Genomic DNA, 21,886 nt, shown 5'->3' on the forward strand with positions numbered 1-21,886 from the left:
GCGCTCCTCGGGGTGGCAACGATGCGGCTTAGGCCGGGCCGGCGCGCCGTCGCAAGTTTCGGATGGTGACGCGACATGATGGACCAGGCGATGCCGGCGCTGTTCGCCTTGCTGGTCTCCGCCGGCTTGGCCCTGGCGGGGGGGCGCCTTGCGGCCCTTGGCGCAGTTGCCCTGGGGGCGGGGCTGGTGGTGGGCTGGATCTGGCTGCTGGGCGGGTTGTCGGCCTCCCCACGCCAATTGCCGGAACGCCTGCCGCCGCTGGCGCTGGCGATCCTCCTGCTGGCCGCGCTGAGCCTCTGGCGCAGGGCACCGCCCTGGCTGCTGGCGGGGCTTGGGGCCCTGGGCACGGGCTGGTGGATGGGCGGCGCGCCGCGCACCGGGGCCGACCTGGCGCAGGCCGCGCCGGTGATGGCCCTGGTTGCGCTTCATGCGCTGCTGGCGCTGCGGCTGCGCGGGGCGCGCGCGGTGCTGGCGGCGGCGCTGCTCTGGGCCGGGCTGGCGCTCGCCGGGCCGCCGGGGCCGGCGGCGCTTCTCGCCCTGGTGCTGCTGGGCGCCAGTATCGGCGCCCTGGCCGGACCACGCCCCGGCCTTGCGGCCGTCCTGCCCTTCGCCGCGGCGCTGGCCGCACTCGCCGCCCTGCCGGTGCTGGCGCGCGGCACGCCGCTGGATTGGGGCCTCGCCCTGCTGCCGCTGGCCGCCCTGCTGCCCTGGCCGCGCCGCTGACTCAGCCCAACAGGAAATCCCGCACCAGCGCCGCGCTGGCATCGGGGTCGGAGGCGGCGACGTGGTAGCTGTCGTTCTCCAGCACCACGAGGCGGGAGCCGGCGATGCGTTCCTGCCATTCCCGCACCTCGTCCACCGAGCCGAGGCCGCTGCCGGTGGTCGTCACCACCAGCGTCGGCGCTCGAATGCGCGAAACCTCCGCCGTGACATCCACGCCCGGCACCATCTGCAGAAAGCCCTGCAGCGTGCAGGAGGCGGTGCGGCCCATCATCCGCGTCCACCAGTCCAGCGCCGCGGGCGGCATGCGCGTGCCCATCCGCCCGGCATTGGAGGCGGCGACCCAGGCCGCCACACCTTCCGCCGCGATCTGCGCCCGCCAGCCCGGCGTGCGCCCGGCCATATTGGTCAGCGAGGCCGGGCCGCCCAGCACCGCCAGCTTCTCCACCAGCTCCGGATGCCGCGCGGCGACGGCGAGCGCGATGGTGCCGCCGATCTTGCCGCCCACCAGATGCACGCGCGCCACGCCCAGATGGCCGATCAGCGCCACCACGTCCGCCACCAGCTGGTTGAAGCGCCAGGGATGGTCCTCGGGCATCGGCGTCGATCCGCCATAGCCGCGCAGGTCCAGCCGCACCACGCGCGCCTGCCGCGCCAGGGCGGGCACGAAGGCGCGAAAGGCCTCGCCGCTTTCGGCCAGGCCGTGCAGCAGCAGCACGGTGGGCGCCGGCAGCCAGGGATCGGTGAAGTCATCGACCGTGTAGTGCAGGCTCACGCCCGGCGAGACCTCGAAATGGGGCATTCGGAAAACCTTCAGATGCAGCGGGTGCCGCCGCCGTCGATGTCGATGTTCGTGCCGGTGATGAAGCCGGCGCGATCGGAGCAGAGGAAGGCGACGAGGCCCGAAACCTCCTCCGCCGTGCCGAGCCGGCCGAGGGCCACGGAGGCGATGGCCGCCGCATTCTCCGCCGCCGGGTCCCGCCCGCTGCCGGCCGCGCCCTGCGCCACCAGCGCATCCCAGCGCGGGGTCGCGATGGGGCCTGGATTCACCCCCACCACCAGCACATTGTCCGGCGCGCAATCCTGCGCCAGCGCATGGGTGAAGCTGAGCAGCGAGGCGTTCACGCTGGAGCCCACGATATAGGTCGCGCGCGGCTGGTGGCCGGAGCGGCCGATGATATTGATCACCCGCCCCCAGCGGCGCGCCCGCATCGGCGGCACCAGCAGCCGGGCGCAGCGCATAGTGCCCATCAGCTTCAGCTCGATGGATTTGCGCCAGGTGGCATCGTCGCTTTCGGCAATCCGGCCCATCGGCGTGGCGCCGGCATTGTTCACCAGGATGTCGATGCCCCCGAGGGCCGCCTGCGCCTGCGCCACCGCCGCCTCCAGCGCCGCCGCATCCACCAGGTCCACGGCGATGGGCAGGGTGCGGCTGCCGGTCTCGGCGGCGATGGCGGCGGCGGCTTCCGCCAGGCGGTCCGCGCCGCGCGCCAGCATGGCCACCGCCACGCCCTCCGCCGCCAGCTCCCGCGCGATGGCGCGGCCGATGCCCATGGAGGCGCCGGTGACCAGCGCCCTCCTGCCCCTCAGGCCCAGTTCCATCCCATGCCCTTCCGTTTCCCCCGCCCCCAGTGGCGGGCAGCCCGCGCCGCTGTCAACCGGGCCAGCTTGCGGAAGCACCGGCGGCACCCAAACTGGAAAAAAGATGCCGATCCTGAAGACCGCCCTCCTCCTCTTCGCCCTTTTCTTCCTGCTGCCGCTCGGCATCTCCGCCGCCATCTACCAGTGGAACGGCGTGGGCCCGGGCTGGCAGACCGCCGACCGCGGCAGTGCCGGTCTGCTGCCCCCGGCCGCCGAGAAGCCGGAGGCGGTGGTGCGGATCTTCGCCGCCCCCACCGTGCGCTGGCGCGGCATCTTCGCGGTGCATAGCTGGGTGGTGCTGAAGCCGGAGGGGGCGGATGCCTATACGCGCTACGACTATACCGCCTGGGGCGACCCGATCCGGGTGAACGGCTTTGCCGCCGATGGCCGCTGGTTTGGCCGGGCGCCGCAGCTGGTCTTCGCGGCCGATGGGCCGGAGGCCGAGGCCATGATTCCCCGCATGCAGGCGGCCATCGCCGATTACGCCTGGCGCAATCGTGGCGACTACCGGGTCTGGCCCGGCCCCAATTCCAATACCTTCGTGGCCGCGGTGATGGAGGCGGTGCCGGGACTGCCCGCGGCGCTGCCGCCCAATGCCATCGGCAAGGATTTTCCCCATGACGGGCGCTGGCTGCGCCCCACCGGATCCGGCACCGGCATCCGCCTGACGCTGGGCGGCTATGCCGGGCTGACGCTCGGCTGGGTGGAGGGGATCGAGGTGAATATCCTGGGCGCCGTCGCCGGGCTCGACCTGCGGCGCCCGGCGCTGAAACTGCCCGGCCTCGGGCGGCTCGGGCTGGATCCGGTACCGGAGGCCGCGGCCGCCCTGCCGTAAAGGGCAGGTGGATCTGCTCCCGCATGGAACGCGGCGCGGCGCCCGGGCGTTGCCACCAGGATGCTTGCGGTCCGCCTTCGGAAGGCCTCCGCCGCGGCAGAGTCTTCGACTCCACTTCCGAAGGAAGGAAACGACATGCGCCTTGTGGCAACAGCCGCGTTGCTGGGGCTGGCAGCCTCCCTGGCCGCCGCCCCGGCGCTGGCCCAGGGTCCCCGCCAGGGACCGGGCGGCCCGGACCGCGAACCCAGCGTCACCGATCATGTGCAGACCGTCTCGGACCTCGCCGAGGTCTGCGACCCGCAGGTCCGCGGCATGCGGCGCTTCGAGGCGATCGCCTATTGCCAGGGCTTCCTGACCGGCGCCGGCCAGTATCACGCGCTGCTCTACCCGGCCGGCGGCCCGGCGCGGCCGCTGTTCTGCGTGCCGGGCGCGGGCCCCAGCATCGCCGAGACGGGCCTCGGCTTCGCCGCCTGGGCGCGCGCCAATCCGCGCTACGCCAACGAGCCGGCGCTGGATGGCTTCCTGCGCTACGCGCAGGCGCAGTTCCCCTGCCCGCCGGCCGCCCCGCCAATGCGCAACCGCCCGTCCCGCTGAGCGAAAGGACCCCCATCATGCGCGCCTTGCGCCTTGTTCTCCCCCTGGTCGCCGGGCTGGGCCTTTCGGCCTGCGGTGACCTCAACCAGACCCAGCAGCGGGTTGCGACCGGCGCGCTGGGCGGCGGCGCCGTCGGCGGCGTGCTCGGCTCCTTCAGCGGCAATGCGGGGCTGGGCGCCCTGCTCGGCGCCGGTGTCGGCGGCGCGGGCGGCTATCTCTACGACCAGTCGCAGCCCCGCTACGACGACCGTCGCGGCCGCGGCGGCTATCGGGGCGGCTATCGCGGCGACGGCTACCGCCGCTGATCGGCTTGCCAGCAGGGGGCGAGGGGCGGCAAAGGCCCCTCACCCCCATGGTGGCAGGTCTCGTGCGACGTCCCTTCCTTCTGGCCTGGCTGCTGCTGGCCGCGCCGGCGGCGGCCCAGCCCGCGCCAGGCGATCTCGCCCTTCCGCTCGGCGCGGCCTGCATCTCCTCCCCCTTCGGTGAAAGGCGCGATGCGGGGCCGCGCGCCTCCCGCAACCATCGCGGCATCGACCTGCCGGCGCCGGCCGGCGCCTGGGTGACGGCCGCGGCCGCGGGCCAGCTGGTGGCGGTCCGGCGGCGCGGTGCGGCGGGGCTGGAGGTGGAGATCCGGCACGAGGGCGGCTTCGCCACCCGCTATGCCCATCTCGGCAGCGTCGCCCCGGCGATCGCCAGCGGCCGCCGGCGCGTGGCGCGCGGCGAAAGGCTGGGCCGCATCGGCCGCAGCGGCATCACCTACGGCACGCATCTGCACTTCGAAGTGGTGGTGGGCGGCCAGCCGGTGGACCCCGCCCCCTTCCTGCCGGTCGCCCCCTGCGGCTGACCCCCGCCCGCTGCCTGCTGGGCCGCGAAACCATCCACCCGGCCCCGGCGAAGCCTGCCTGACCCGGCGCGGCGCCGTGGAGGGAGCACGGGCATGGAGCTGCGCGAGATGGGCTATTTCCTGGCGGCCAGCCAGACCCTGCACTTCACCCGCGCCGCGGCTTTGTGCGGCGTCACCCAGCCCACCCTGACGCGCGGCATCCAGAAGCTGGAGAAGGAACTCGGCGGGCCGCTTTTCGTGCGGGAGGGCGGCAGCACGCATCTGACCGCGCTCGGCCGCATGGTGCAGCCGCGGATCGAGGAGATCGTCGCGCGCAGCCGCTCCGTCCGCAAGCAGGCGGCGCTGCACCTGCGCCTGCAGGGCTCCGACCTCCGCCTCGGCATCATGTGCTCGCTCGGCCCCGCGCGCTTCGGGCCGCTGCTCGGGCGGTTCCGCGACGCGCAGCCGGGGATCGACCTGAGCCTGGCGGATGCGACGCCGGACCGGCTGGCGGAGCTGCTGCTGCAGGGGGAGCTGGACGCCGCGCTGATGGTGCAGCCGGAGGCCTTCCACGAACGGCTGAAGCCGGAGCCGCTCTATGCCGAGCGCTTCCTGGTGGCCTGCGCGCCGGGCCACCCCTTCGCGCAGCGCAAGGCCATCGCGATGCGCGACATGGACGGGCAGACCTACCTCTCCCGCATCAATTGCGAGCATCGGGACGTGTTGGGCAGCCACCTGACGGCGGCGGGCGCCCGCCTGGTGCATGCCTGCCGCAGCGAGCGGGAGGACTGGATCCAGTGCCTGGTGGCCGCCGGCATGGGCGTGTGCTTCCTGCCGGAATTCAGCGCGGTGCAGGCGGGGCTGGTGCTGCGGCCGGTGGAGGATGCGCCGCTGGCCCGCCAGGTCTGCCTGGTGACGGTGGCCGGCCGCCGCTGGTCCGGCCCGCTGGCGCGTTTCGTCGAGGCGCTGCGCCGCACCCGCTTCACCACGCCGGCGGCGAATGACCAGCCCCATGCGCCGCGCGCATTGTTCCGATAGCGGCGGCGCATGAAGGCTGCGCCGGCGCGGCCGCATCCGGAAGTCTCCCCCAGGCGCCGGCCCTTGCCGCGCCGCCAAGAAGGAGAGAGTCCGATGACGCTGCGCCGCACGATGTTCCTGGCCGCGAGCCTTCTGCTGGTCGTCCCCGCCGCCATGGCCCAGAGCTATCCGCGGGTGACCGGCACGGGCGAGAACATGATGGTGGACTATGGCCCCATGGGCCAGGGCACGCTGGTGGGCGGCGGCCGGGTGATGGTGACGGACCCCACCGGCATGGATGTGCGGGTGGTGCATTTCGACGCCATCTTCGCCCAGTCCCCCCGCCCCGGCTATGTGCCGCTGACCATCGGATCCGGTGAATCGCAGGAGACGGTCTATGTGCCCGCCGGCATGGTGGACATGATGCGCCGGGCCCGCGGCACGGCTCGCTGAGCGCCGCCGCCCGTCTTCACCCCTGGTGAAGGCGGGCCGGCTATCCTCGCGGTGTTTTCGACCGCCGGGCGATACCGCCCGGGCCGAAAACACTTTAATGCTGCGCTGCGGCATGACGCGAGGAATGGATGATGAGCGAGCGGCAGGTCTGGATCGTCTGGGGCGGCATCTTCACGGATACCAGCTTCACCGTGCTGGAGCCGGGGACGGAGGAGCTGCACGGCCCCTATCCGGACGAGGCGACCGCCAATCGCGCCTGGCAGGACCACATGCGCCGCAAGGTGGATATCGCGACGCACCGGCTTTTCGTGATGCTGGCGAAGCCGCCCATCAAGGCCTGACGGTTCAGCCTTCGGGCTGCCGCTTCGCCCTCGGCCGAAGGCGCCCCAGCGCGGCGCGCAGCCCCGCCACCTGCTGCGCCCAGAAACCGCCGGAGACGATCGCGGGATCGGCCCCCGGCACGCCGGTGGCCGGGTAGTGGCGCCGGTTCCAGTCGGCGGTCCCGAAGATCCAGTCCCAGACGGGCAGCAGCACGCCGTAGTTCACGCCCTGCACATCGGTGGCCTGCACGCCGTGATGCGCGCGGTGGAAGCGCGGCGAGACCAGCAGCCGCTCCCCCACCCGCCCGAAGCTGAGCCGCGCATTGGCGTGCGACAGGGATTCGACGATGCGGGTGGCCAGGACGATCACCGGGAACTGCGCCGGCGGCACGCCGATGGCGAGCGCCAGCAGGCCGAGCCAGATGGCGGCGATGATGTCATCGGCCAGGTGGTTGCGGTCATCGGTCCAGAAGGTCATCTGCTGCTGCGCGTGATGCACCGCATGCAGCTCCCACCACCAGGGGATCGCGTGCTGCAGCCGGTGGCGCCAGTACTCGCCGAAATCCAGCACCACGATATAGACGGCCAGCGCCAGCAGCGGCGCCTCCCGCAGCGCGGGGAAGAGCGATTCCAGCGTCGGCGGCACCGCGCCGAAATCCACGATGGTGCCGTGCAGCCAGACCTGCAGCGGGCGGAACAGCACGAAGACCGCCAGCGGCAGGATGCCGAGGCGGATCAGCAGCGTGTAGAGGATATCGGTGCGCACCGGCCCATGGTCGTCCCAGCGCTCCACCGGCCGCCATTTTTCAAGTGTCCCGCAAAGCACGATGCAGACGGCGATCTGCACCAGGCCAAGCAGCGCAAAACCCAGCCAGTCGAAGGCCTCCTCCTCCCAGGCCATCAGGCCCAGGTCGTAGAGGGCGGGGATCACCCAGGCCTCGTGGACATGGGCGCGGATGGCGTCGAGCAGGTCGATCATGGCGCGGTCGTCCCCACAGGCGCCGCGGGCCCGCCCGCCGTGGCCAGCAGGAAACGCTCGAAGGCGGCCAGCGTCGCGTCGCTCACATGGTGCTCGATGCCCTCGGCGTCAGCCTCCGCGATCTCCGCCGGCACGCCGAGGGCGGCCAGGAAGGCGACCACGGTCTGGTGGCGGGCGCGGACGCGGCGGGCCAGCTCATGCCCCGCCTCGGTCAGGAAGACGCCACGATAGGGCTTCGAATGCGCCAGGCCATCCCGCTTCAGGCGGCCGATGGTCTTGATGGCGGTGGCATGGGTGACGCCGAGGCGCCGCGCGATATCGGTGGGCCGCGCCTCGGCATCGCGCTCCAGCAGGTCCGCGATGATCTCGACATAATCCTCGGCCAGGGCGGCGGCGCGGGCGGTGCGGGCGGAGGCATGGCGCGCGGCCTCATCCGCCCCCTCGGGCGCGGGGTCGGGAAGGGAATCGTCCGCGCTGGACTCGGCCGTGGTCATGGGGGGAACCTAGCACCGCGGAAGTTCGGTGCCAATTTGTGGCATAGGCTACATTTCAGCCCGGCGCGGCAGCCCTGCGGCGGCGCAGCAGCCCGTGGCGGGCGGAGGCGAGCAGCGCGGCGACGAAGATGGCCGAGAGCGCCAGCACGATGGACCCGGCCGTGGAGGCATCCAGCATGAAGCTGACCTGGATGCCGATGACGGTCGCCGTGCAGGCGCTGGCCACCGCGACCCAGACCATGCGGCCGAAGCGGTCGGCCATCAGGATGCCGATGGCCCCCGGCGTGATCAGCAGCGCCACCACCAGGATGACGCCCACCGCCTGCACGCCGGCGACGATGCTGGCCGCCAGCACCGTCAGCAGCAGCAGCCGCAGCCGCCCGACATGCAGGCCCGCGATGCGCGCCTGGCCGGGGTCGAAGCAGAACAGCACCAGGTCCCGCCCGCGCAGCGCCAGGATCAGCAGCGCGGCGCTGGCGATGCCGAGCGTGGTCCAGAAATCCTCCGCCTCGATCCCCAGGATGCTGCCGAAGAGGACGTGGGAGAGATGCACCTCGGAGCGCACCTGCGACAGCAGGATCAGGCCCACCGCGAACATGCCGCTGAAGACCACGCCCATGGCCGCATCCTCCTTGATGCGGGAGGTGGCGCGGATGGCGCCGGAGGCGATGGCGCAGGCGAGGCCGGCGGCGAAGGCGCCGATCGCCAGCGGAATGCCGATGAGCCAGGCGAGCACCACGCCGGGCAGGATGGCATGGCTGACCGCATCGCCCATCAGCGACCAGCCCTTCAGCACGACGAAGCAGGACAGGATGGCGGAGAGCGCCGCCACCATCAGCCCGACGGCCAGGGCCTGGATCATGAAGCCGTGCTGCCAGGGCGCGAGGAAGGCCTCGATCATGCGGCGGTCTCCGCGGCGGCGGCGCGACGGCTGGCGCGAATGCCGTGCTTGGGGGCGAAGACCAGCACCAGGACGAAGATGGCGGCCTGCAGCGCCACGATGCTGCCGCCCGTCGAGCCATCGAGGAAGTAGCTGGCATAGGCGCCCGCCAGGCCGGTGGAGGCGCCGATGCAGGTCGCGATCGCCGCCATGCGGCCGAAGCGGTCGGCCAGCAGATAGGCGGTGGCGCCCGGCGTCACCAGCATGCCGATGACCAGCACCGCGCCCACCGCCTGCAGGCCCGCGACGGCGGTGGCCGCCAGCAGCATCAGCAGCAGCACGCGCATCCGCCCCGGGCTGCCACCGGCCGCCACCAGCTGCACCGGATCGAAGAGCGAGAGCATCAGGTCCCGCCCCCAGATGGCCAGCGCCAGCGCCACCACCGCCGCGATGATCGCCATCTGGACGATGTCGGCATCCGCGATGCCCAGCACATTGCCGAAGATGATGGTCTGCAGCCGGACATTGGACGGATAGACGGAGAGCAGGAACAGGCCGAGGCCGAAGAAGCCCGTGAAGACCACGCCGATCACCGCATCCTCCCGGATCGGGGTGCGGCCGCGCAGCCCCGCCATGGCGAGGGCCGCCAGCATGCCGGAGGCGAAGGCGCCGATGGCGAAGGGAATGCCGCCGAGCCAGGCCAGCACCACGCCAGGCACGATGGCATGGCTGAGTGCGTCGCCCATCAGCGACCAGCCCTTCAGCACGACGTAGCAGGACAGCAGGCCCGCCACGGCGCCGACCAGCGCGGCGATGCCCATGGCGCGCAGCATGTAGTCGTATTCGAAGGGGATCAGGAGTTCGGTCATGGGGCGGCTCCGGGGGCGCTGACCCCCACCCCGACCCTCCCCCGCGCTTGCGGGGGAGGGAGCAGCGGACCCCCTCCCCCGCGCTTGCGGGGGAGGGTCGGGGTGGGGGCATCCGTCCCGCGCACCCTCACAGATCCTGCGTCAACCGGCCGAGCACCCGCCCGTCCGGCGCCATCACCAGCGGCCGCTCGTCGTCGGACAGCACCACCACATGCCCCGCCTCCAGCGGCGCATGGGCCTTGGCCTGTTCGGGCAGGCTGTGCTGGCGCAGCGCGCCGCCGAAGGCGCGCAGCAGGTTCGGGCCGGTGAAGATCTCGGGCGTCGGGCCCGCCGCCAGCACGGTGCGGTTCACCAGCACCACATGGTCGCAGAAGGTCGGCACGGAACCGAGGTTGTGGGTCGAGACCAGCACGATCTTGCCTTCGTCCCGCAGGGCCTTGAGCAGGTCGATGATGGCGTCCTCGGTGGTCACGTCGACGCCGGTGAAGGGCTCGTCCAGCAGCAGCAGCTGGCCGCCCTGCGCCAGGGCGCGGGCCAGGAAGACCCGCTTGCGCTGGCCGCCGGACAATTCGCCGATCTGCCGCTCCGCCAGTTCCAGCATGCCGACGCGGGCCAGTGCCGCATCCACCGCGGCGCGGTCGGCGGCGCGGGGAATGCGCAGCATGTTCATATGGCCGTAGCGGCCCATCATCACCACGTCGCGCACGCCCACGGGGAAGGACCAGTCCACCTCCTCCGCCTGCGGCACATAGGCGACCAGGTTCCGCTTGAGCGCCGCCTGCACCGGCGCGCCGCCGATGCGCACGCTGCCCGCACCTGGCCGCACCAGCCCCATGATGGCCTTGAACAGCGTCGACTTGCCGCTGCCATTCACGCCCACCAGCCCGCAGACCGTGCCGGGGGCGAGCGCGAAGCTGGCGTCGCGCAGCGCCAGGTGGCCATTGGGATAGGTGACGGTGACGCCCTGCACCATCAGTCCCGGCAGATCCCCGCCATCCATCAGCGGGCGGCCTGGCTGCCGAAGAAGCCGCGCAGGATGATCTCCGCATTGGCCTCCAGCAGCTTGAGATAGGTCGGCGCCGGGCCGTCCTCCGCCGTCAGGCTGTCCACGAAGAGCGCGCCGCCGTAGCGGGCGCCGGCCTCCCGCGCCACCTGGCGCATCGGGCGGTCGTTCACCGTGCTCTCGCAGAACACGGCCGGCACGCGGGTGCGGCGCACCGTGTCGATCATGGCGCGGACCTGGCGCGGCGTGCCCTCATCCTCGGAGTTGATGGGCCAGAGATAGGCCTCGCGCAGGCCATAGTCCTGCGTCAGGTAGCTGAAGGCGCCCTCGCAGGTGGCCAGCACGCGGCGATCCGCCGGCAGCCGCGCCAGGCTTTCGCGCAGGCGCGCATCCACGGCGCGGATCTGGTCGGCGTAGCGTGCGGCATTGGCGGCATAGGTGGCGGCATTGGCAGGGTCGAGATCGGCCAGCGCCTTGCGGATATTCTCGACATAGACCAGCGCCAGGCGGGGCGACATCCAGGCATGCGGATTGGGCTGGTTGAGATAGGGCCCCTCGCCGATGCCGATGGGCGTGATCCCCTCCGTCAGCACCGCCTGGCGGGCATTGCCGGCGCGGCTGAAGAACCGCTCGAACCAGCGCTCCAGCCCCATGCCGTTCCACAGCACCAGGTCGGCGGAACGGGCGCGCACCACATCCAGCGGCGTCGGCGAATAGTCGTGAATCTCGGCGCCGGGTCGCGTCAGGCTTTCCACCAGCGCCGCCTCCCCGGCCACGTTCTGGGCCATGTCGGCCAGCACGGTGAAGGTGGCCACCACGCGCTTCGGCGCAGGTGCGGGTCCTTGGGCGCGCACGGCCGGCGCGGCGAGGGCGCCCAGGCTGGCGATCCCGAGGGTGGCGGCCAGCAGGCGGCGGCGGGTGGCGGCTCCGGTCATGGCATCCCCTTGGCGCGTCGACGAATGGACGATGAATGGATGTCGTCGGTGGTTGAACATCTGGCCTGACCGTCAGTATGTAGCCTTGGCTACAGCTGCGACAAGGGGCTGCCCGATGCCGTCCGCGCGAGCACCCGGCCCGCCCGATTCACGCCGTGCTTGCAATGCGGGACGGCAGCCGCCATATCAGTCCGGTCAACGTCGTTTGGTTCGGCCTGCTCTTCCTGCTCATCCGTGAGCGCCGAGCCGTGTGTCCGTTTCCCCTCAGCGTGATCCACGGTGCAATGTCGCGCTGTGGCCTACTCTTAAAGAACGGATACGCAACATGCCGATCGGCACCGTGAAGTGGTTCAACGCGACCAAGGGCTACGGCTTCATCCAGCCGGAGGACGGCTCCAAGGACGTGTTCCTGCACATCTCCGACGTCCAGCGCGCCGGCCTGCAGGACCCGCGTGAGGGCGACAAGATCGAATACGAGATCCAGCGCGGCCAGCAGGGCAAGGAATCTGCCGGCAACCTGAAGCGCGTCTGATCCGCCTGCCCGGTTTGCCGGGCAAGCGCTTCAAGGCCTTCCAGCGGCCCCGCTGCCCAGCGCAGCGGGGCCGTTTTGCGTCAAGGGCCGCTCAGTCCACGTCCCAGCGGCCGTCATTCATCAGTTCGGACTGCGCGAGCGAGGTGGCGCGGGCGGCGCGCGGCAGCGGCGGCAGGGCGGCCAGCCGCCTGACGACCGCCTGGCCCTGCCCCGCCGAGACCGGATCCAGTGCCGCGGCGGCCTGCCCGGCCTGGCCCGCATCCAGCGTCGCCGCCGCGTGCAGCATGGCCGCGGCGACGGCCGCGGGCGGCGTCGCCTCCGCCACGCCGAGCGCGCTGCGCAGCTCCGCCCGCCCTTCCTCCAGCGCCGGGCCCAGCAGCGGAGTCGCGCGCCGCCAGTCCGGCCGCTGCACCAGGGAGGAGGCAAGCCATTCCAGCCGCGCCGCCTGCCGCGCCGCCTCCGCCGGCCGTCCGGCCAGGGCGGCGGTATCGGCAAAGGCCGGGGCGGCGGCCAGCACGGCGGCACGGGCCGGATCGCCCGCCCCGGCGGGCATGGCCAGCGGCACCTCGGCCTCGGGCGGCCGTAGCGGACCGGCGCAGGCGGCCAGCAGAAGCAGCGGAAGAAGCCTGGCAGGCTGCGGAACAAGCCCTCTCCAGCCGCAGGGGGGAGAGGGTTTGGGTGGCGCGAAGGTCGTGAGCGACTTCGGTTGCTTGCACATCCCCCTCACCCCACCCTCTCCCCCAGAAGAAGTGGGGGAGAGGGCTTTTCCACTGAGTTTTCGCAGCCGGCTAGAAGATGCGGTCACGTTGCCCCCGGTCATTGTCGCGGCGGTTCAGTGCATCCCGCGCCAGGGCGGTGGCGGAGGCGGCGCGGGGCAGCGGCGGCAGCTCCGACAGACGCGCCAGCGCCTGCTCCGCCGCCCCGGGCGGCGCCAGGGGCGCAAGCGTCGCGAGGGCCGCCGCCCGGTTGCCCTGGCCCAGGGCCGCGGCGGTGCCATAGAGCGCATCCACCGCCACCTGCGGCGCGGCATCGGCCCGGAAACCCAGTGCCTGGCGGGCCTCCGCCCGCGCCTGGCGCAGCTCCAGCCCGACCAGCGGATGCATGTCCCGCCAGGCGCCACCCTGGCCCAGCTCCACCGTGAGGTATTCGAGCTGCGCCAGCGCCCGCGCCGCCGCCTCCGGCTGGCCCTGCAGCCGCGCCGGCGTGGCGAAGGCATAGGAGGAGGCGAGGATGGCGCCCCTGGTGGGGTCGCCGGCGCCGGCGGTCTGCGCGCTGGCCGGCAGGGCCACGGATTCGGGCGGCGGCATCGGCGTGCAGCCGCCGGCCAGCAGCAGAAGGGCCAGGGCGGCAAGGGGGTGGCGCATGCGGGGTGGCCTCATTCAGAGTCCCGGCAGATGGGGCGCGCGCGGTGCCCCACCAAGTCACGCCTGAGCGCGCGCCCGCCTCCCTACCGCGCGAGGCTCGCCCGATGGCGCTTGGCCAGCGCCACATAGCTCGGCGCGGTGCGATCGAACTTCGCGCGTTCCTCGGCCGACATCACCCGCACCAGCTTGGCCGGGCTGCCCATCCAGAGCTCGTTCGAGCCGATCACCTTGCCCGGCGGCAGCATGCCGCCGGCGCCGAGCATGCCGCCCTCCTCGATCACCGCGCGATCCAGCACGGTGGCGCCCATGCCGACGAAGGCGCGGTTCTTCAGCGTGCAGGCATGGATGATGCAGGCATGGCCCACCGTCACATCGTCGCCGATGATCAGCGGCTCCGCACCCGCATTCAGGTGCAGCACGCTGCCATCCTGGATATTGGTGCGGGCGCCGATGCGCATGTGGTTGGTGTCCCCGCGCAGCACGCAGTGGTACCAGATGCTGCTGTCCTCGCCGATCTCGACATCGCCGATGACGATGGCGGTCGGCGCCACCCAGGCCTCCGGATGGATCTTTGGGGACTTGTCCTCGAAGGGGATTACGGGGCCGGTCATTCTTGTCTCTCCCTAGGCGGCCAGCGGCAGCGCGGCGGTGACATCCACGCCCAGCATCAGGCCGATATTCTGCACCGCGGCGCCCGAGGCACCCTTGCCGAGATTGTCGAGCTTGGCCACCAGCACCGCCTGCCCGGCCGCCGCATTGCCGTAGACGCGCAATTCGAGAAAATTGCTGCCGTTCAGCTCCTCCGGCGCCAGCCGCGCCTTGGGATCCGCCGCCTCCACCCGCACCCAGCCGCTGCCGGCATAGGCGCTCCGCAGGCAGGCCTCGAGATCGGCCGGGCCCGGCCTGCCGTTCAGCAGGTCCAGGTGCAGCGGCACGGAGACCAGCATGCCCTGGGCGAAATCGCCGACCGAGGGCACGAAGATCGGCCGCCGCGAGAGACCGCTGTATTTCTGCAGCTCCGGCACATGCTTGTGCTCAAGGTTCAGCCCATAGAGGAAGAAGGGCGCGGCGGTGCGGGCCGGCTCGAATTCCGCGATCATCGACTTGCCGCCGCCGGAATAGCCGGAGACGGCATTGACGGTGACGGGATAGTCCGCGGGCAGGATCCCGGCCTCCACCAGCGGGCGCAGCAGCGCGATGCCGCCCGTGGGGTAGCAGCCGGGATTGGCCACCCGCATGGCCCTGGCCACGGCTTCCGCCTGCGCCGCGTTCAATTCGGGAAAACCATAGACCCAGTCGGGGTCCACCCGATGCGCGGTGGAGGCATCGATCAGCTTCGGCGCATCGGCGCCGAGGCCCGCCGCCATGGCCGCGCTTTCCTTGGCCGCGGCATCCGGCAGGCAGAGCACCACCAGGTCCACCTCCGCCATCAGGGCGCGCTTGGCCGCGGGGTCCTTGCGCTGCTCATCCGGGATGGAGCGCAGCGCGATACCGGGGAAGCGGGCCAGGCGCTCGCGGATCTGCAGCCCGGTGGTGCCGGCTTCGCCATCGATGAAGACGCTGGGGATGGGTCCCTTGGCCATGTTCGTATTCCCTCGGATCGCAGCCATGCCGCCCTCCGGCGGCCGAAAAAGCAAGAGGGGCAGGCCCTTGCGGACCTGCCCCTCTCGGATAACCAGCCATGCGGGCCGGGCGTGACGCCCGGTCCGCCCGGCGTCAGCGCTTGGAGAACTGGAAGGATCGGCGGGCCTTCGCCTTGCCGTACTTCTTGCGCTCGACCACGCGCGAGTCGCGCGTCAGGAAGCCGGCCTTCTTCAGGATGCCGCGCAGGCCCGGCTCGTAATAGGTCAGGGCGCGGGAGATGCCGTGGCGCAGCGCGCCGGCCTGGCCGGAGAGGCCGCCGCCGGTCACCGTCGCGAAGACGTCGAACTGCTGGTCGCGGTCGGCCACCAGGAAGGGCTGGCCGATCAGCATCCGCAGCACGGGGCGCGCGAAATAGGTGGCGGAGGGCTTGCCGTTGATCTCGATCTTGCCCTTGCCCGGCTTCACCCAGACGCGGGCGATGGCGTTCTTGCGGCGGCCGGTGGCGTAGGAACGGCCCTGGGCGTCACGCTTCGGGGCGGCGATCGCCGCCGGCTCGGCGGCGGGGCCGCCGGCGGCCGCAACCAGGTCCTTCAGTTCCGCCAGCGAGGCGCCGGTGCGGGGGGATTCGGTCTCGCTCATGCTCAGGCAGCCTTACCAGCGGCGGCCTTCGCGGGGGCGCCGAAGACGTTCTTGCGGTTCAGCGCGCCGACATCCAGCGCGACCGGGGTATTGCCGGCATGCGGATGCTCCGGCCCGGCATAGACATGCAGGTTGCGCATCTGCGCCCGGCCGAGCGGGCCGCGCGTGATCATGCGCTCCACCGCCTTCTCCAGCACCCGCTCGGGATGCGGGCTGGCCAGGCGCTCACCCACCGTGCGGCCCTTGATGCCGCCGGCATAGCCGGTGTGCCAGTAGAAGACGGACTGGTCGGCCTTCTGGCCGGTGACCTTCACCTTCTTGGCATTGATGACGACGACATGGTCGCCGCAATCCACATGCGGGGTGAAGGTGGCCTTGTGCTTGCCGCGCAGGCGGTTGGCGATGAGGCTGGCGAGGCGGCCGAGCACCAGGCCCTCCGCGTCGATCAGCACCCAGTTCTTGGTGACCTCCGCCGGCTTGATGGAGGTGGTTTGCCGAGTAAGCATCTGCTTCGTGATTCCGGGTATCGGTCTGGCGCGCCTTATCCGGCCGCGCACCCGGAAAGTCAAGGCAAACCGGGGTTTTTGGATGGCGGTATCGGGATACCGCCATCTCCGGAAGGACCGCAAGACGCATCAAGCCGCGCTGTGCCACGACAGGGACGGAGGAGAGGAGCCCCGACCCATGTTCAGCCACGCCACGCTCGGCACCAATGACTTCGCCCGCGCCCGCGCCTTCTACGACGCGCTGCTCGGGCCCCTTGGCCTTACCCGCTTCCATACCGCCGAAGGCGAGGCCGGCTATGCCGCCAATCCGGAGTCCAGTCCGCAATTCTGGCTGATGCGCCCGATCGATGGCCGCCCGGCCAGCCCCGGCAATGGCGTGACCCTCGCCTTCGAGGCGCCGGACCGCGCCACCGTCCGCGCCTTCCACGCCACCGGCCTCGCCCAGGGCGGAAGGGAGGAAGGTGCGCCCGGACTGCGGCCGCACTACCACCCCGACTTCTACGGCGCCTATCTGCGCGACCCGGATGGCAACAAGCTTTGCTGCGTCTGCCACCTGCCGGAATGACCGCCAGCGGGCGGGTCGCGCCTCATCCGCACCACCCTCGCGCTGGGCGCCTCACCCGCCGGGCCTGCCGCCGGTTCGCGGGCGAAGCGATCCGCTTGCACTTTCACGGCCGCGGCTTAGCCCCCCGCCACCCGGCCGCGGCACGAAACGCTGCGCCGCCCTGGCGGAGGCCGGCCTCGCCGCCGAGATCGAGGCCCTGGTCGACGCCCTGCTGCCACCCTGACGCCTGCCCCCCAAGGCCCCCTGGACAGGCTCCGCGCGACACGGGAGGCTTCGGCCATGGAAACGACCAAGCCGCCGCAAGGCCTCGCCGCCCGCTCCTCGAACTACGGGGACCGGGACTTCGCCCTCTATCTCCGGCGCTCCTTCGCCAAGTCCATGGGCTATTCCCAGGCCATGCTGGACAGGCCCGTGGTCGGCATCGCCGATACGGGGTCGGACTACAACAACTGCCACCGCACGGCGCCGGAGCTGATCGAGGCGGTGAAGCGCGGCGTGCTGGCGGCCGGCGGCCTGCCGCTGGCCTTCCCGACCATCAGCATCTGCGAACCCTCCCTCACCCCGTGCTCCATGCACTATCGCAACCTGATGGCGCTCGACACGGAAGCGATGCTGGCGAACCAGCCGATGGACGCAGCCGTTCTGGTGGGTGGCTGCGACAAGACCGTGCCGGCGCAGCTGATGGCCGCGATCTCCGCCGGCACGCCCAGCGTCATGCTGGTGGTCGGCCCCATGCTGGCGCAGTCCTATGCCGGTGAGCGCCTGTCCGCCTGCACCGATTGCCGCCGCTACTGGGCGCGCTACCGCGCCGGCGAGGTCTCGGGCGAGCGGATCAAGACCCTGGAGGGAAAACTCGCCACGACAGCCGGCACCTGCGGCGTGATGGGCACGGCCAGCACCATGGCCTGCATCGCGAGCGTGCTGGGCTTCATGCCGCTGGACGCCGCCTCCGCCCCCGCCGTGCATGCCGACCGGCTGCGCATGGCGGAGGAGGCGGGCGCCCAGGCGGTGCGGCTGATCCAGAAGCCCGTCGCGCCGCTGTCGCTGATGACGCAGGGCAATCTCGACAACGCGGTCCGGGTCCTGCTGGCGCTCGGCGGATCCACCAATGCCGTGGTGCACCTGGCCGCCATCGCCGGCCGCGCCGGGCTGAAGCTGGATCTGCGGCGCCTCGACGAGCTCAGCGAGACCACCCCCGTGCTGGTCGACCTGAAGCCGACCGGCGAGGGCTATATGGAAGACTTCCATGCCGCCGGCGGCATGCAGGCGCTGCTGTGGGAAATCCGGGACCTGCTGGACCTGGACACGCTGGACCTGGATGGCGTGACCCTGCGCGACCGGATCGGCGATGGCAGCCACTTCGTGGACCGCAAGATCATCCGCGCCCGCGAAACGCCGGTGAGCCCGGTGGGCGGGCTGGTGACGCTCTACGGCTCCCTCGCGCCCGATGGCGCCATCCTGAAGCGCAGCGCCGCCACGCCGGCGCTGTTCGAGACGGAGGCGCGCTGCCTGGTCTTCGACGGGCTGGAGGACCTGGCCAACCGCATCGACGACCCGGATCTCGACGTGCTGGCCACCGACATCCTCGTGCTGAAGAATGCCGGCCCGCGCAGCCCCGCCGGCATGCCGGAGGCCGGCTACCTGCCCATCCCGAAGAAGCTGGCGCGCCAGGGCGTGAAGGACATGGTGCGGATTTCGGACTGCCGCATGTCCGGCACCGCCTTCGGCACCATCGTGCTGCATGTGGCCCCCGAGGCCGCGGTGGGCGGCCCGCTCGCTTTGGCCCAGACCGGCGACCGCATCCGCCTTTCCGTGAAGGACCGGCGGATCGAGCTGCTGGTGGAGGAGGCGGAAATGGCCCGCCGCCGCGCCCTCTGGTCCCCTGCCCCCGCCCCGGCCCGCGGCTGGGACCGGCTGGTGCATGAACAGGTGACCCAGGCACCGCAGGGCGCCGACCTCGCCTTCCTGCTGCCGCCCGCGGAGTAGTCCTCCGCCCGGCATCACGCCGGGCGGGCGCCCTCCCGGGCTTCAGCGCCGGTACTGCGCCTCCGTGACCTGCTCCATCCAGGTCACGGGCGAGCCCTCGAACTTCTCCTGGATGGCGATATGCGACATGGCCGTCGTCGGCGTCGCACCGTGCCAGTGCTTCTCGCCCGGCGGGAACCAGACCACGTCGCCCGGCCGGATCTCCTCCACCGGCCCACCTTCGCGCGCCACCCAGCCGAGGCCGGCGGTGACGATCAGCGTCTGCCCGAGCGGATGCGTATGCCAGGCTGTCCGGGCACCCGGCTCGAAGGTGACATGGGCGCCGGCGACCCGTGCCGGGTCGGGAGCCTCGAAAAGCGGATCGACGCGGACCTGGCCGGTGAACCACTCGGCCGGCCCCTTGCCGGAAGGCCGCGATCCCGCGCGCATGATATCCATGACCTGACTCCTCCAGGAGTTGCGACAGAAGGTAGGCGCGGCGGTGGGCCTCCGCCCGACCCACCCGGCCGCGCCGTGATCCGCTCCGGCTTCAGGCCATGTGCTGCCGGAAGAAGGCCGCCAGCTTCGCGAAGGGAATCAGATCCACCCTGTCGTACAGATCCACATGCCCGGCGCCCGGGACGTAGTGCAATTCCTTCGGCTCCGCCGCACGCCGGTAGGCTTCCTCGCTGAACTCGCGGGAATGGGCTTGGTCCCCCGTGATGAAAAGCATGGGGCGCGGGGAGATCGTCTCGATGTCGTTGAAGGGGTAGAAGTTCATGAACCTGACGCTGCTGGTCAGCGTCGGATGCGTCGTGTGCAGGGGGGACTGGCCGGGCGGCGTGTATTCCCCCCGCGGCGTGCGGTAGAAATCGTAGAACTCGCGCTGGATGGGATCGGTCTCGGCGGTCAGGGCATGCACCGTCCCGCCGGTGTACTGAGTCTCCGCGCCGCTGAACTCCGCGTCGCGCTGCGCAGCCGCCTGCGCGATGACCTGCTTGCGCTGCGCCAGGGTCTGCGACTTGTTGAGCGCATCGCGGGTGGCCGCGCCCATGTCGTACATGCTGACGGTCGCGATGGCGCGCATGCGCGGGTCGATCTTGGCGGCACTGACCACGAGGCTGCCGCTGCCGCAGACCCCGATCGCGCCAATGCGTCGCCGGTCGATGAAGGGCCGGGTGCCCAGGAAGTCGACCGCGGCGCTGAAAGCCTCGGCATAGGCATCCGGGGCCACCAGGCTGCGGGGCTGGCCCTCGCTCTCGCCCCAGTAGGGCAGGTCGATGGACATCGCGACGAAGCCCTGCTCCGCCATCTTCGTGGCGTAGAGATTCGCGCTCTGCTCCTTCACCGCGCCCATGGGATGTCCGACCACGAGGGCCGGCAGCGCGGCGTTCGGGGCGAGGTCCCTGGGCGTGAACAGCTGGCCCGCGACGGTCATCTGGTACTGGTTCCGGAAGGCGACCTTCTGCGTGGTCACCCGGTCGCTGACATAGAAATTGTTGGCGCCATTCGACATGTCCTGGGCCTTTGCGGAGGGAGAGGGAAGGATCGACGCGGCCGCGCCGGCCGCGGCCAGCTGCAGCAGGTCGCGGCGTGCAGGGCCGGCACCGGGGCGGCGGGTGCGGTCGGCGGCGGGGTGGGTTTCGGTCACGGGGGGGCTCCTTCGTGTCGGTGCGTGGCGTGTCTGTGAGGGGCCGGCCAGCGCGCTCACGGGCCGCGCTCCAGCCGCAGGGTCACCGGGCCAGGCCGGTCGAAGATCGCGACATCACCGCTGACCCGGCCCAGCACGACGATGCCGGGCAGCGGGACGCGGCCGCTGCGGTAGTAGATGACCAGGTTGCCCGAGGCCCAAAGGCCCAGGGTCCCGGCCGCAAAGTCCTGCTGCCGATCCGCCGCTGGCAGCGGCTCGGGCAGTCGGCCCGTTTTCTCCTGCCGGAGGTGGTCGCGCATGGGGAGCGACAGCGGCAGCATCTGCATGAGCCTGCGGGCGGCGTCGTTGTCGGCCAGCTCGACGGCAACCTCGCCCCAGTCGGAGGTGATCCGGATGCGCTCCTGCGCCAAAGCAGGATCTGACCAGAGAGCGGCGGCCACGGCGGCGGTGACGGATTTCAGCATCCCAGGGTCTCCTGGCTTGCGCAGGCGCCGGTCGATCTGCGGGGCCTGCGGGGTGTGGCCTGCAAGATGGCGGCTGCGGTCACACGCGATTAGCTGGCAATATCCGCATGAACCTTGAAGGTGGACTTCATGATGCCGCAGGCCGACCTCAACGACCTCCGGGCCTTTCGTGCTGTGGCGGGAGCGCGAAGCTTCACGCGGGCCGCGGCACAACTCGGCGTCTCCCCCTCGGCCTTGAGCCAGACGCTGCGCGGCCTGGAGGCGCGGCTCGGGCTCCGCCTGCTGACCCGCACCACGCGCAGCGTCTCCGCCACCGAAGCCGGCGAGCGCCTGCTGGGTAGCCTCGGACCCGCCCTGGACGAGATCGCGGCGACGCTCGCCGCACTGGGAGACCTCCGGGACCGGCCCGCAGGCACCATCCGCATCACGGCAGGCGAGCACGCGGCCGAGACGGTGCTCTGGCCGGCGCTCGAGCGGCTGCTGCCGGGCTATCCGGAGATTTCAGTCGAGGTGCAGGTGGACAATACCCTCGCCGACCTGGCCGCGGGGCGCTTCGACGCCGGCATCCGGATCGGCGAGCTGGTGGGCAAGGACATGGTCGCGGTGCGGATCGGGCCGCCGCTGCGCATGGCCGTGGTCGGCGCGCCGGCCTATTTCGCGCGACGGCCACCGCCGAAGACGCCGCAGGACCTGACCAGCCATGCCTGCATCAACATTCGCCTGCCGACGCATGGCGGGATCTATGCCTGGGAATTCGAGAGGGGCGGGCGCGAGCTTCGCGTGCGTGCCGAGGGACCGCTCGTCTTCAACGTGGCACCGCCGCTGCTGCGGGCCGCGCTGGCGGGCCTTGGCCTGGCCTATGTCTTCGAGGACCAGGCGCAGCCCTACCTCGCCGAGGGGCGGCTGGAGCGCGTGCTCGACGACTGGTGCCCGCCCTTCCCGGGCTATCACCTCTACTACCCGAGCCGGCGCCAGCCCACGCCGGCCTTTGCCCTGCTGGTGGAGGCGCTGCGCGCCCGGGATTGAGGCCGTCGCGCCATGGGCCAATCCCCT

Annotated in this window: 29 protein-coding genes; 12 read left to right on the forward strand and 17 right to left on the reverse strand. The window is 71.7% G+C overall.

The genetic code is table 11. The annotated features are described in order from the left end of the window. Positions 1-75: 75 nt before the first annotated feature. Positions 76-723, forward strand: a complete 648-nt coding sequence (locus tag ACTIF1_RS19640) for a hypothetical protein (RefSeq protein ID WP_439598153.1) — start codon at positions 76-78, stop codon at positions 721-723. A gap of 1 nt (position 724) precedes the next feature. Here the strand turns inward: ACTIF1_RS19640 and ACTIF1_RS19645 are convergent, their stop codons facing one another. Both ACTIF1_RS19645 and ACTIF1_RS19650 read right to left on the reverse strand, forming a co-directional pair. Then, on the reverse strand, positions 725-1,522 hold the full coding sequence (locus ACTIF1_RS19645; protein ID WP_439598154.1) for an alpha/beta fold hydrolase: 798 nt from the start codon (positions 1,520-1,522) through the stop codon (positions 725-727). An 11-nt stretch (positions 1,523-1,533) separates the two neighbouring features. After that, complete coding sequence (locus tag ACTIF1_RS19650; protein WP_439598155.1) at positions 1,534-2,322, reverse strand: SDR family NAD(P)-dependent oxidoreductase; 789 nt, start codon at positions 2,320-2,322, stop codon at positions 1,534-1,536. Positions 2,323-2,425: 103 nt separating this feature from the next. On the opposite strand from ACTIF1_RS19650, the gene ACTIF1_RS19655 reads away from it, so the two are divergent. From ACTIF1_RS19655 to ACTIF1_RS19685, 7 genes are all read left to right on the forward strand, one after another. Then, positions 2,426-3,196 carry a DUF3750 domain-containing protein gene (locus tag ACTIF1_RS19655; protein WP_439598156.1) on the forward strand — a complete coding sequence of 257 codons (771 nt, stop codon included), beginning with the start codon at positions 2,426-2,428 and terminating at the stop codon, positions 3,194-3,196. Positions 3,197-3,331: 135 nt separating this feature from the next. Continuing rightward, positions 3,332-3,790, forward strand: coding sequence for a Rap1a/Tai family immunity protein (locus ACTIF1_RS19660; protein WP_439598157.1), 459 nt, complete (start codon positions 3,332-3,334; stop codon positions 3,788-3,790). Between the two features lie 17 nt (positions 3,791-3,807). Next, positions 3,808-4,095, forward strand: coding sequence for a glycine zipper domain-containing protein (locus ACTIF1_RS19665; RefSeq protein WP_439598158.1), 288 nt, complete (start codon positions 3,808-3,810; stop codon positions 4,093-4,095). Between the two features lie 62 nt (positions 4,096-4,157). Next, entirely contained in the window at positions 4,158-4,634 is a 477-nt protein-coding gene (locus ACTIF1_RS19670) for a M23 family metallopeptidase (RefSeq protein WP_439598159.1), read from the forward strand. Between the two features lie 93 nt (positions 4,635-4,727). Beyond that, positions 4,728-5,651 (forward strand): LysR family transcriptional regulator, encoded by a 924-nt coding sequence (locus ACTIF1_RS19675; RefSeq protein ID WP_439598160.1) that lies wholly within the window; start codon positions 4,728-4,730, stop codon positions 5,649-5,651. Positions 5,652-5,744: 93 nt separating this feature from the next. After that, positions 5,745-6,083, forward strand: coding sequence for a hypothetical protein (locus ACTIF1_RS19680; protein WP_439598161.1), 339 nt, complete (start codon positions 5,745-5,747; stop codon positions 6,081-6,083). Positions 6,084-6,214: 131 nt separating this feature from the next. Continuing rightward, entirely contained in the window at positions 6,215-6,424 is a 210-nt protein-coding gene (locus ACTIF1_RS19685) for a DUF4170 domain-containing protein (RefSeq protein WP_439598162.1), read from the forward strand. A gap of 4 nt (positions 6,425-6,428) precedes the next feature. Here ACTIF1_RS19685 and ACTIF1_RS19690 read toward each other — a convergent pair whose 3' ends face one another. The 6 genes from ACTIF1_RS19690 to ACTIF1_RS19715 form a co-directional block, all read right to left on the reverse strand. Beyond that, a complete protein-coding gene (locus ACTIF1_RS19690) occupies positions 6,429-7,382 on the reverse strand; it encodes a sterol desaturase family protein (RefSeq protein ID WP_439598163.1) in 954 nt (317 codons plus the stop codon). Continuing rightward, positions 7,379-7,876 (reverse strand): manganese-binding transcriptional regulator MntR, encoded by a 498-nt coding sequence (gene mntR / locus ACTIF1_RS19695; protein ID WP_439598164.1) that lies wholly within the window; start codon positions 7,874-7,876, stop codon positions 7,379-7,381. Before mntR ends, ACTIF1_RS19690 begins: the two co-directional genes overlap by 4 nt. 55 nt (positions 7,877-7,931) lie before the next feature. Beyond that, positions 7,932-8,777, reverse strand: a complete 846-nt coding sequence (locus tag ACTIF1_RS19700) for a metal ABC transporter permease (protein ID WP_439598165.1) — start codon at positions 8,775-8,777, stop codon at positions 7,932-7,934. Further along, a complete protein-coding gene (locus ACTIF1_RS19705; RefSeq protein WP_439598166.1) occupies positions 8,774-9,625 on the reverse strand; it encodes a metal ABC transporter permease in 852 nt (283 codons plus the stop codon). Before ACTIF1_RS19705 ends, ACTIF1_RS19700 begins: the two co-directional genes overlap by 4 nt. A 127-nt stretch (positions 9,626-9,752) precedes the next feature. Continuing rightward, positions 9,753-10,625, reverse strand: a complete 873-nt coding sequence (locus ACTIF1_RS19710) for an ATP-binding cassette domain-containing protein (protein WP_439598167.1) — start codon at positions 10,623-10,625, stop codon at positions 9,753-9,755. Then, on the reverse strand, positions 10,625-11,563 hold the full coding sequence (locus ACTIF1_RS19715) for a metal ABC transporter substrate-binding protein (protein ID WP_439598168.1): 939 nt from the start codon (positions 11,561-11,563) through the stop codon (positions 10,625-10,627). The genes ACTIF1_RS19710 and ACTIF1_RS19715 overlap by 1 nt, the downstream gene beginning before the upstream one ends. A gap of 325 nt (positions 11,564-11,888) precedes the next feature. On the opposite strand from ACTIF1_RS19715, the gene ACTIF1_RS19720 reads away from it, so the two are divergent. Next, positions 11,889-12,095 carry a cold-shock protein gene (locus tag ACTIF1_RS19720; protein WP_439598169.1) on the forward strand — a complete coding sequence of 69 codons (207 nt, stop codon included), beginning with the start codon at positions 11,889-11,891 and terminating at the stop codon, positions 12,093-12,095. Positions 12,096-12,186: 91 nt separating this feature from the next. Here the strand turns inward: ACTIF1_RS19720 and ACTIF1_RS19725 are convergent, their stop codons facing one another. The 6 genes from ACTIF1_RS19725 to rplM form a co-directional block, all read right to left on the reverse strand. Next, entirely contained in the window at positions 12,187-12,648 is a 462-nt protein-coding gene (locus ACTIF1_RS19725; RefSeq protein WP_439598170.1) for a hypothetical protein, read from the reverse strand. A gap of 235 nt (positions 12,649-12,883) precedes the next feature. Beyond that, positions 12,884-13,459: a hypothetical protein gene (locus ACTIF1_RS19730; protein ID WP_439598171.1), complete on the reverse strand. Its 576-nt coding sequence runs from the start codon at positions 13,457-13,459 to the stop codon at positions 12,884-12,886. Positions 13,460-13,542: 83 nt separating this feature from the next. Next, positions 13,543-14,070, reverse strand: a complete 528-nt coding sequence (locus tag ACTIF1_RS19735) for a gamma carbonic anhydrase family protein (protein ID WP_439598172.1) — start codon at positions 14,068-14,070, stop codon at positions 13,543-13,545. A 12-nt stretch (positions 14,071-14,082) separates the two neighbouring features. Continuing rightward, positions 14,083-15,042 (reverse strand): N-acetyl-gamma-glutamyl-phosphate reductase, encoded by a 960-nt coding sequence (argC, locus tag ACTIF1_RS19740; RefSeq protein WP_439598173.1) that lies wholly within the window; start codon positions 15,040-15,042, stop codon positions 14,083-14,085. Positions 15,043-15,175: 133 nt separating this feature from the next. Then, positions 15,176-15,682, reverse strand: a complete 507-nt coding sequence (gene rpsI, locus ACTIF1_RS19745) for a 30S ribosomal protein S9 (protein ID WP_439598174.1) — start codon at positions 15,680-15,682, stop codon at positions 15,176-15,178. Positions 15,683-15,684: 2 nt separating this feature from the next. Continuing rightward, positions 15,685-16,188, reverse strand: a complete 504-nt coding sequence (gene rplM, locus ACTIF1_RS19750) for a 50S ribosomal protein L13 (RefSeq protein ID WP_439598175.1) — start codon at positions 16,186-16,188, stop codon at positions 15,685-15,687. Between the two features lie 178 nt (positions 16,189-16,366). On the opposite strand from rplM, the gene ACTIF1_RS19755 reads away from it, so the two are divergent. Together ACTIF1_RS19755 and ACTIF1_RS19760 are read left to right on the forward strand one after the other, a co-directional pair. Next, positions 16,367-16,753 (forward strand): VOC family protein, encoded by a 387-nt coding sequence (locus tag ACTIF1_RS19755; RefSeq protein ID WP_439598176.1) that lies wholly within the window; start codon positions 16,367-16,369, stop codon positions 16,751-16,753. A 279-nt stretch (positions 16,754-17,032) separates the two neighbouring features. Beyond that, a complete protein-coding gene (locus tag ACTIF1_RS19760) occupies positions 17,033-18,739 on the forward strand; it encodes a dihydroxy-acid dehydratase (RefSeq protein ID WP_439598177.1) in 1,707 nt (568 codons plus the stop codon). A gap of 42 nt (positions 18,740-18,781) precedes the next feature. On the opposite strand, the gene ACTIF1_RS19765 is transcribed toward ACTIF1_RS19760, so the two are convergent. The 3 genes from ACTIF1_RS19765 to ACTIF1_RS19775 all read right to left on the reverse strand — a co-directional run bounded on the left by ACTIF1_RS19765 (position 18,782) and on the right by ACTIF1_RS19775 (position 20,833). Next, positions 18,782-19,177 (reverse strand): (R)-mandelonitrile lyase, encoded by a 396-nt coding sequence (locus tag ACTIF1_RS19765; protein WP_216837168.1) that lies wholly within the window; start codon positions 19,175-19,177, stop codon positions 18,782-18,784. Positions 19,178-19,268: 91 nt separating this feature from the next. Then, positions 19,269-20,369, reverse strand: coding sequence for an alpha/beta hydrolase (locus tag ACTIF1_RS19770; protein ID WP_439598178.1), 1,101 nt, complete (start codon positions 20,367-20,369; stop codon positions 19,269-19,271). A gap of 56 nt (positions 20,370-20,425) precedes the next feature. Continuing rightward, positions 20,426-20,833: a cyclophilin-like fold protein gene (locus ACTIF1_RS19775; protein ID WP_439598179.1), complete on the reverse strand. Its 408-nt coding sequence runs from the start codon at positions 20,831-20,833 to the stop codon at positions 20,426-20,428. Positions 20,834-20,962: 129 nt separating this feature from the next. On the opposite strand from ACTIF1_RS19775, the gene ACTIF1_RS19780 reads away from it, so the two are divergent. Then, a complete protein-coding gene (locus ACTIF1_RS19780; RefSeq protein WP_439598180.1) occupies positions 20,963-21,859 on the forward strand; it encodes a LysR family transcriptional regulator in 897 nt (298 codons plus the stop codon). The last annotated feature ends 27 nt before the right edge of the window (positions 21,860-21,886 follow it).

Origin of the sequence: Falsiroseomonas sp. (assembly GCF_051860665.1) — a bacterium.
Classification (GTDB): Bacteria; Pseudomonadota; Alphaproteobacteria; order Acetobacterales; family Acetobacteraceae; genus Falsiroseomonas.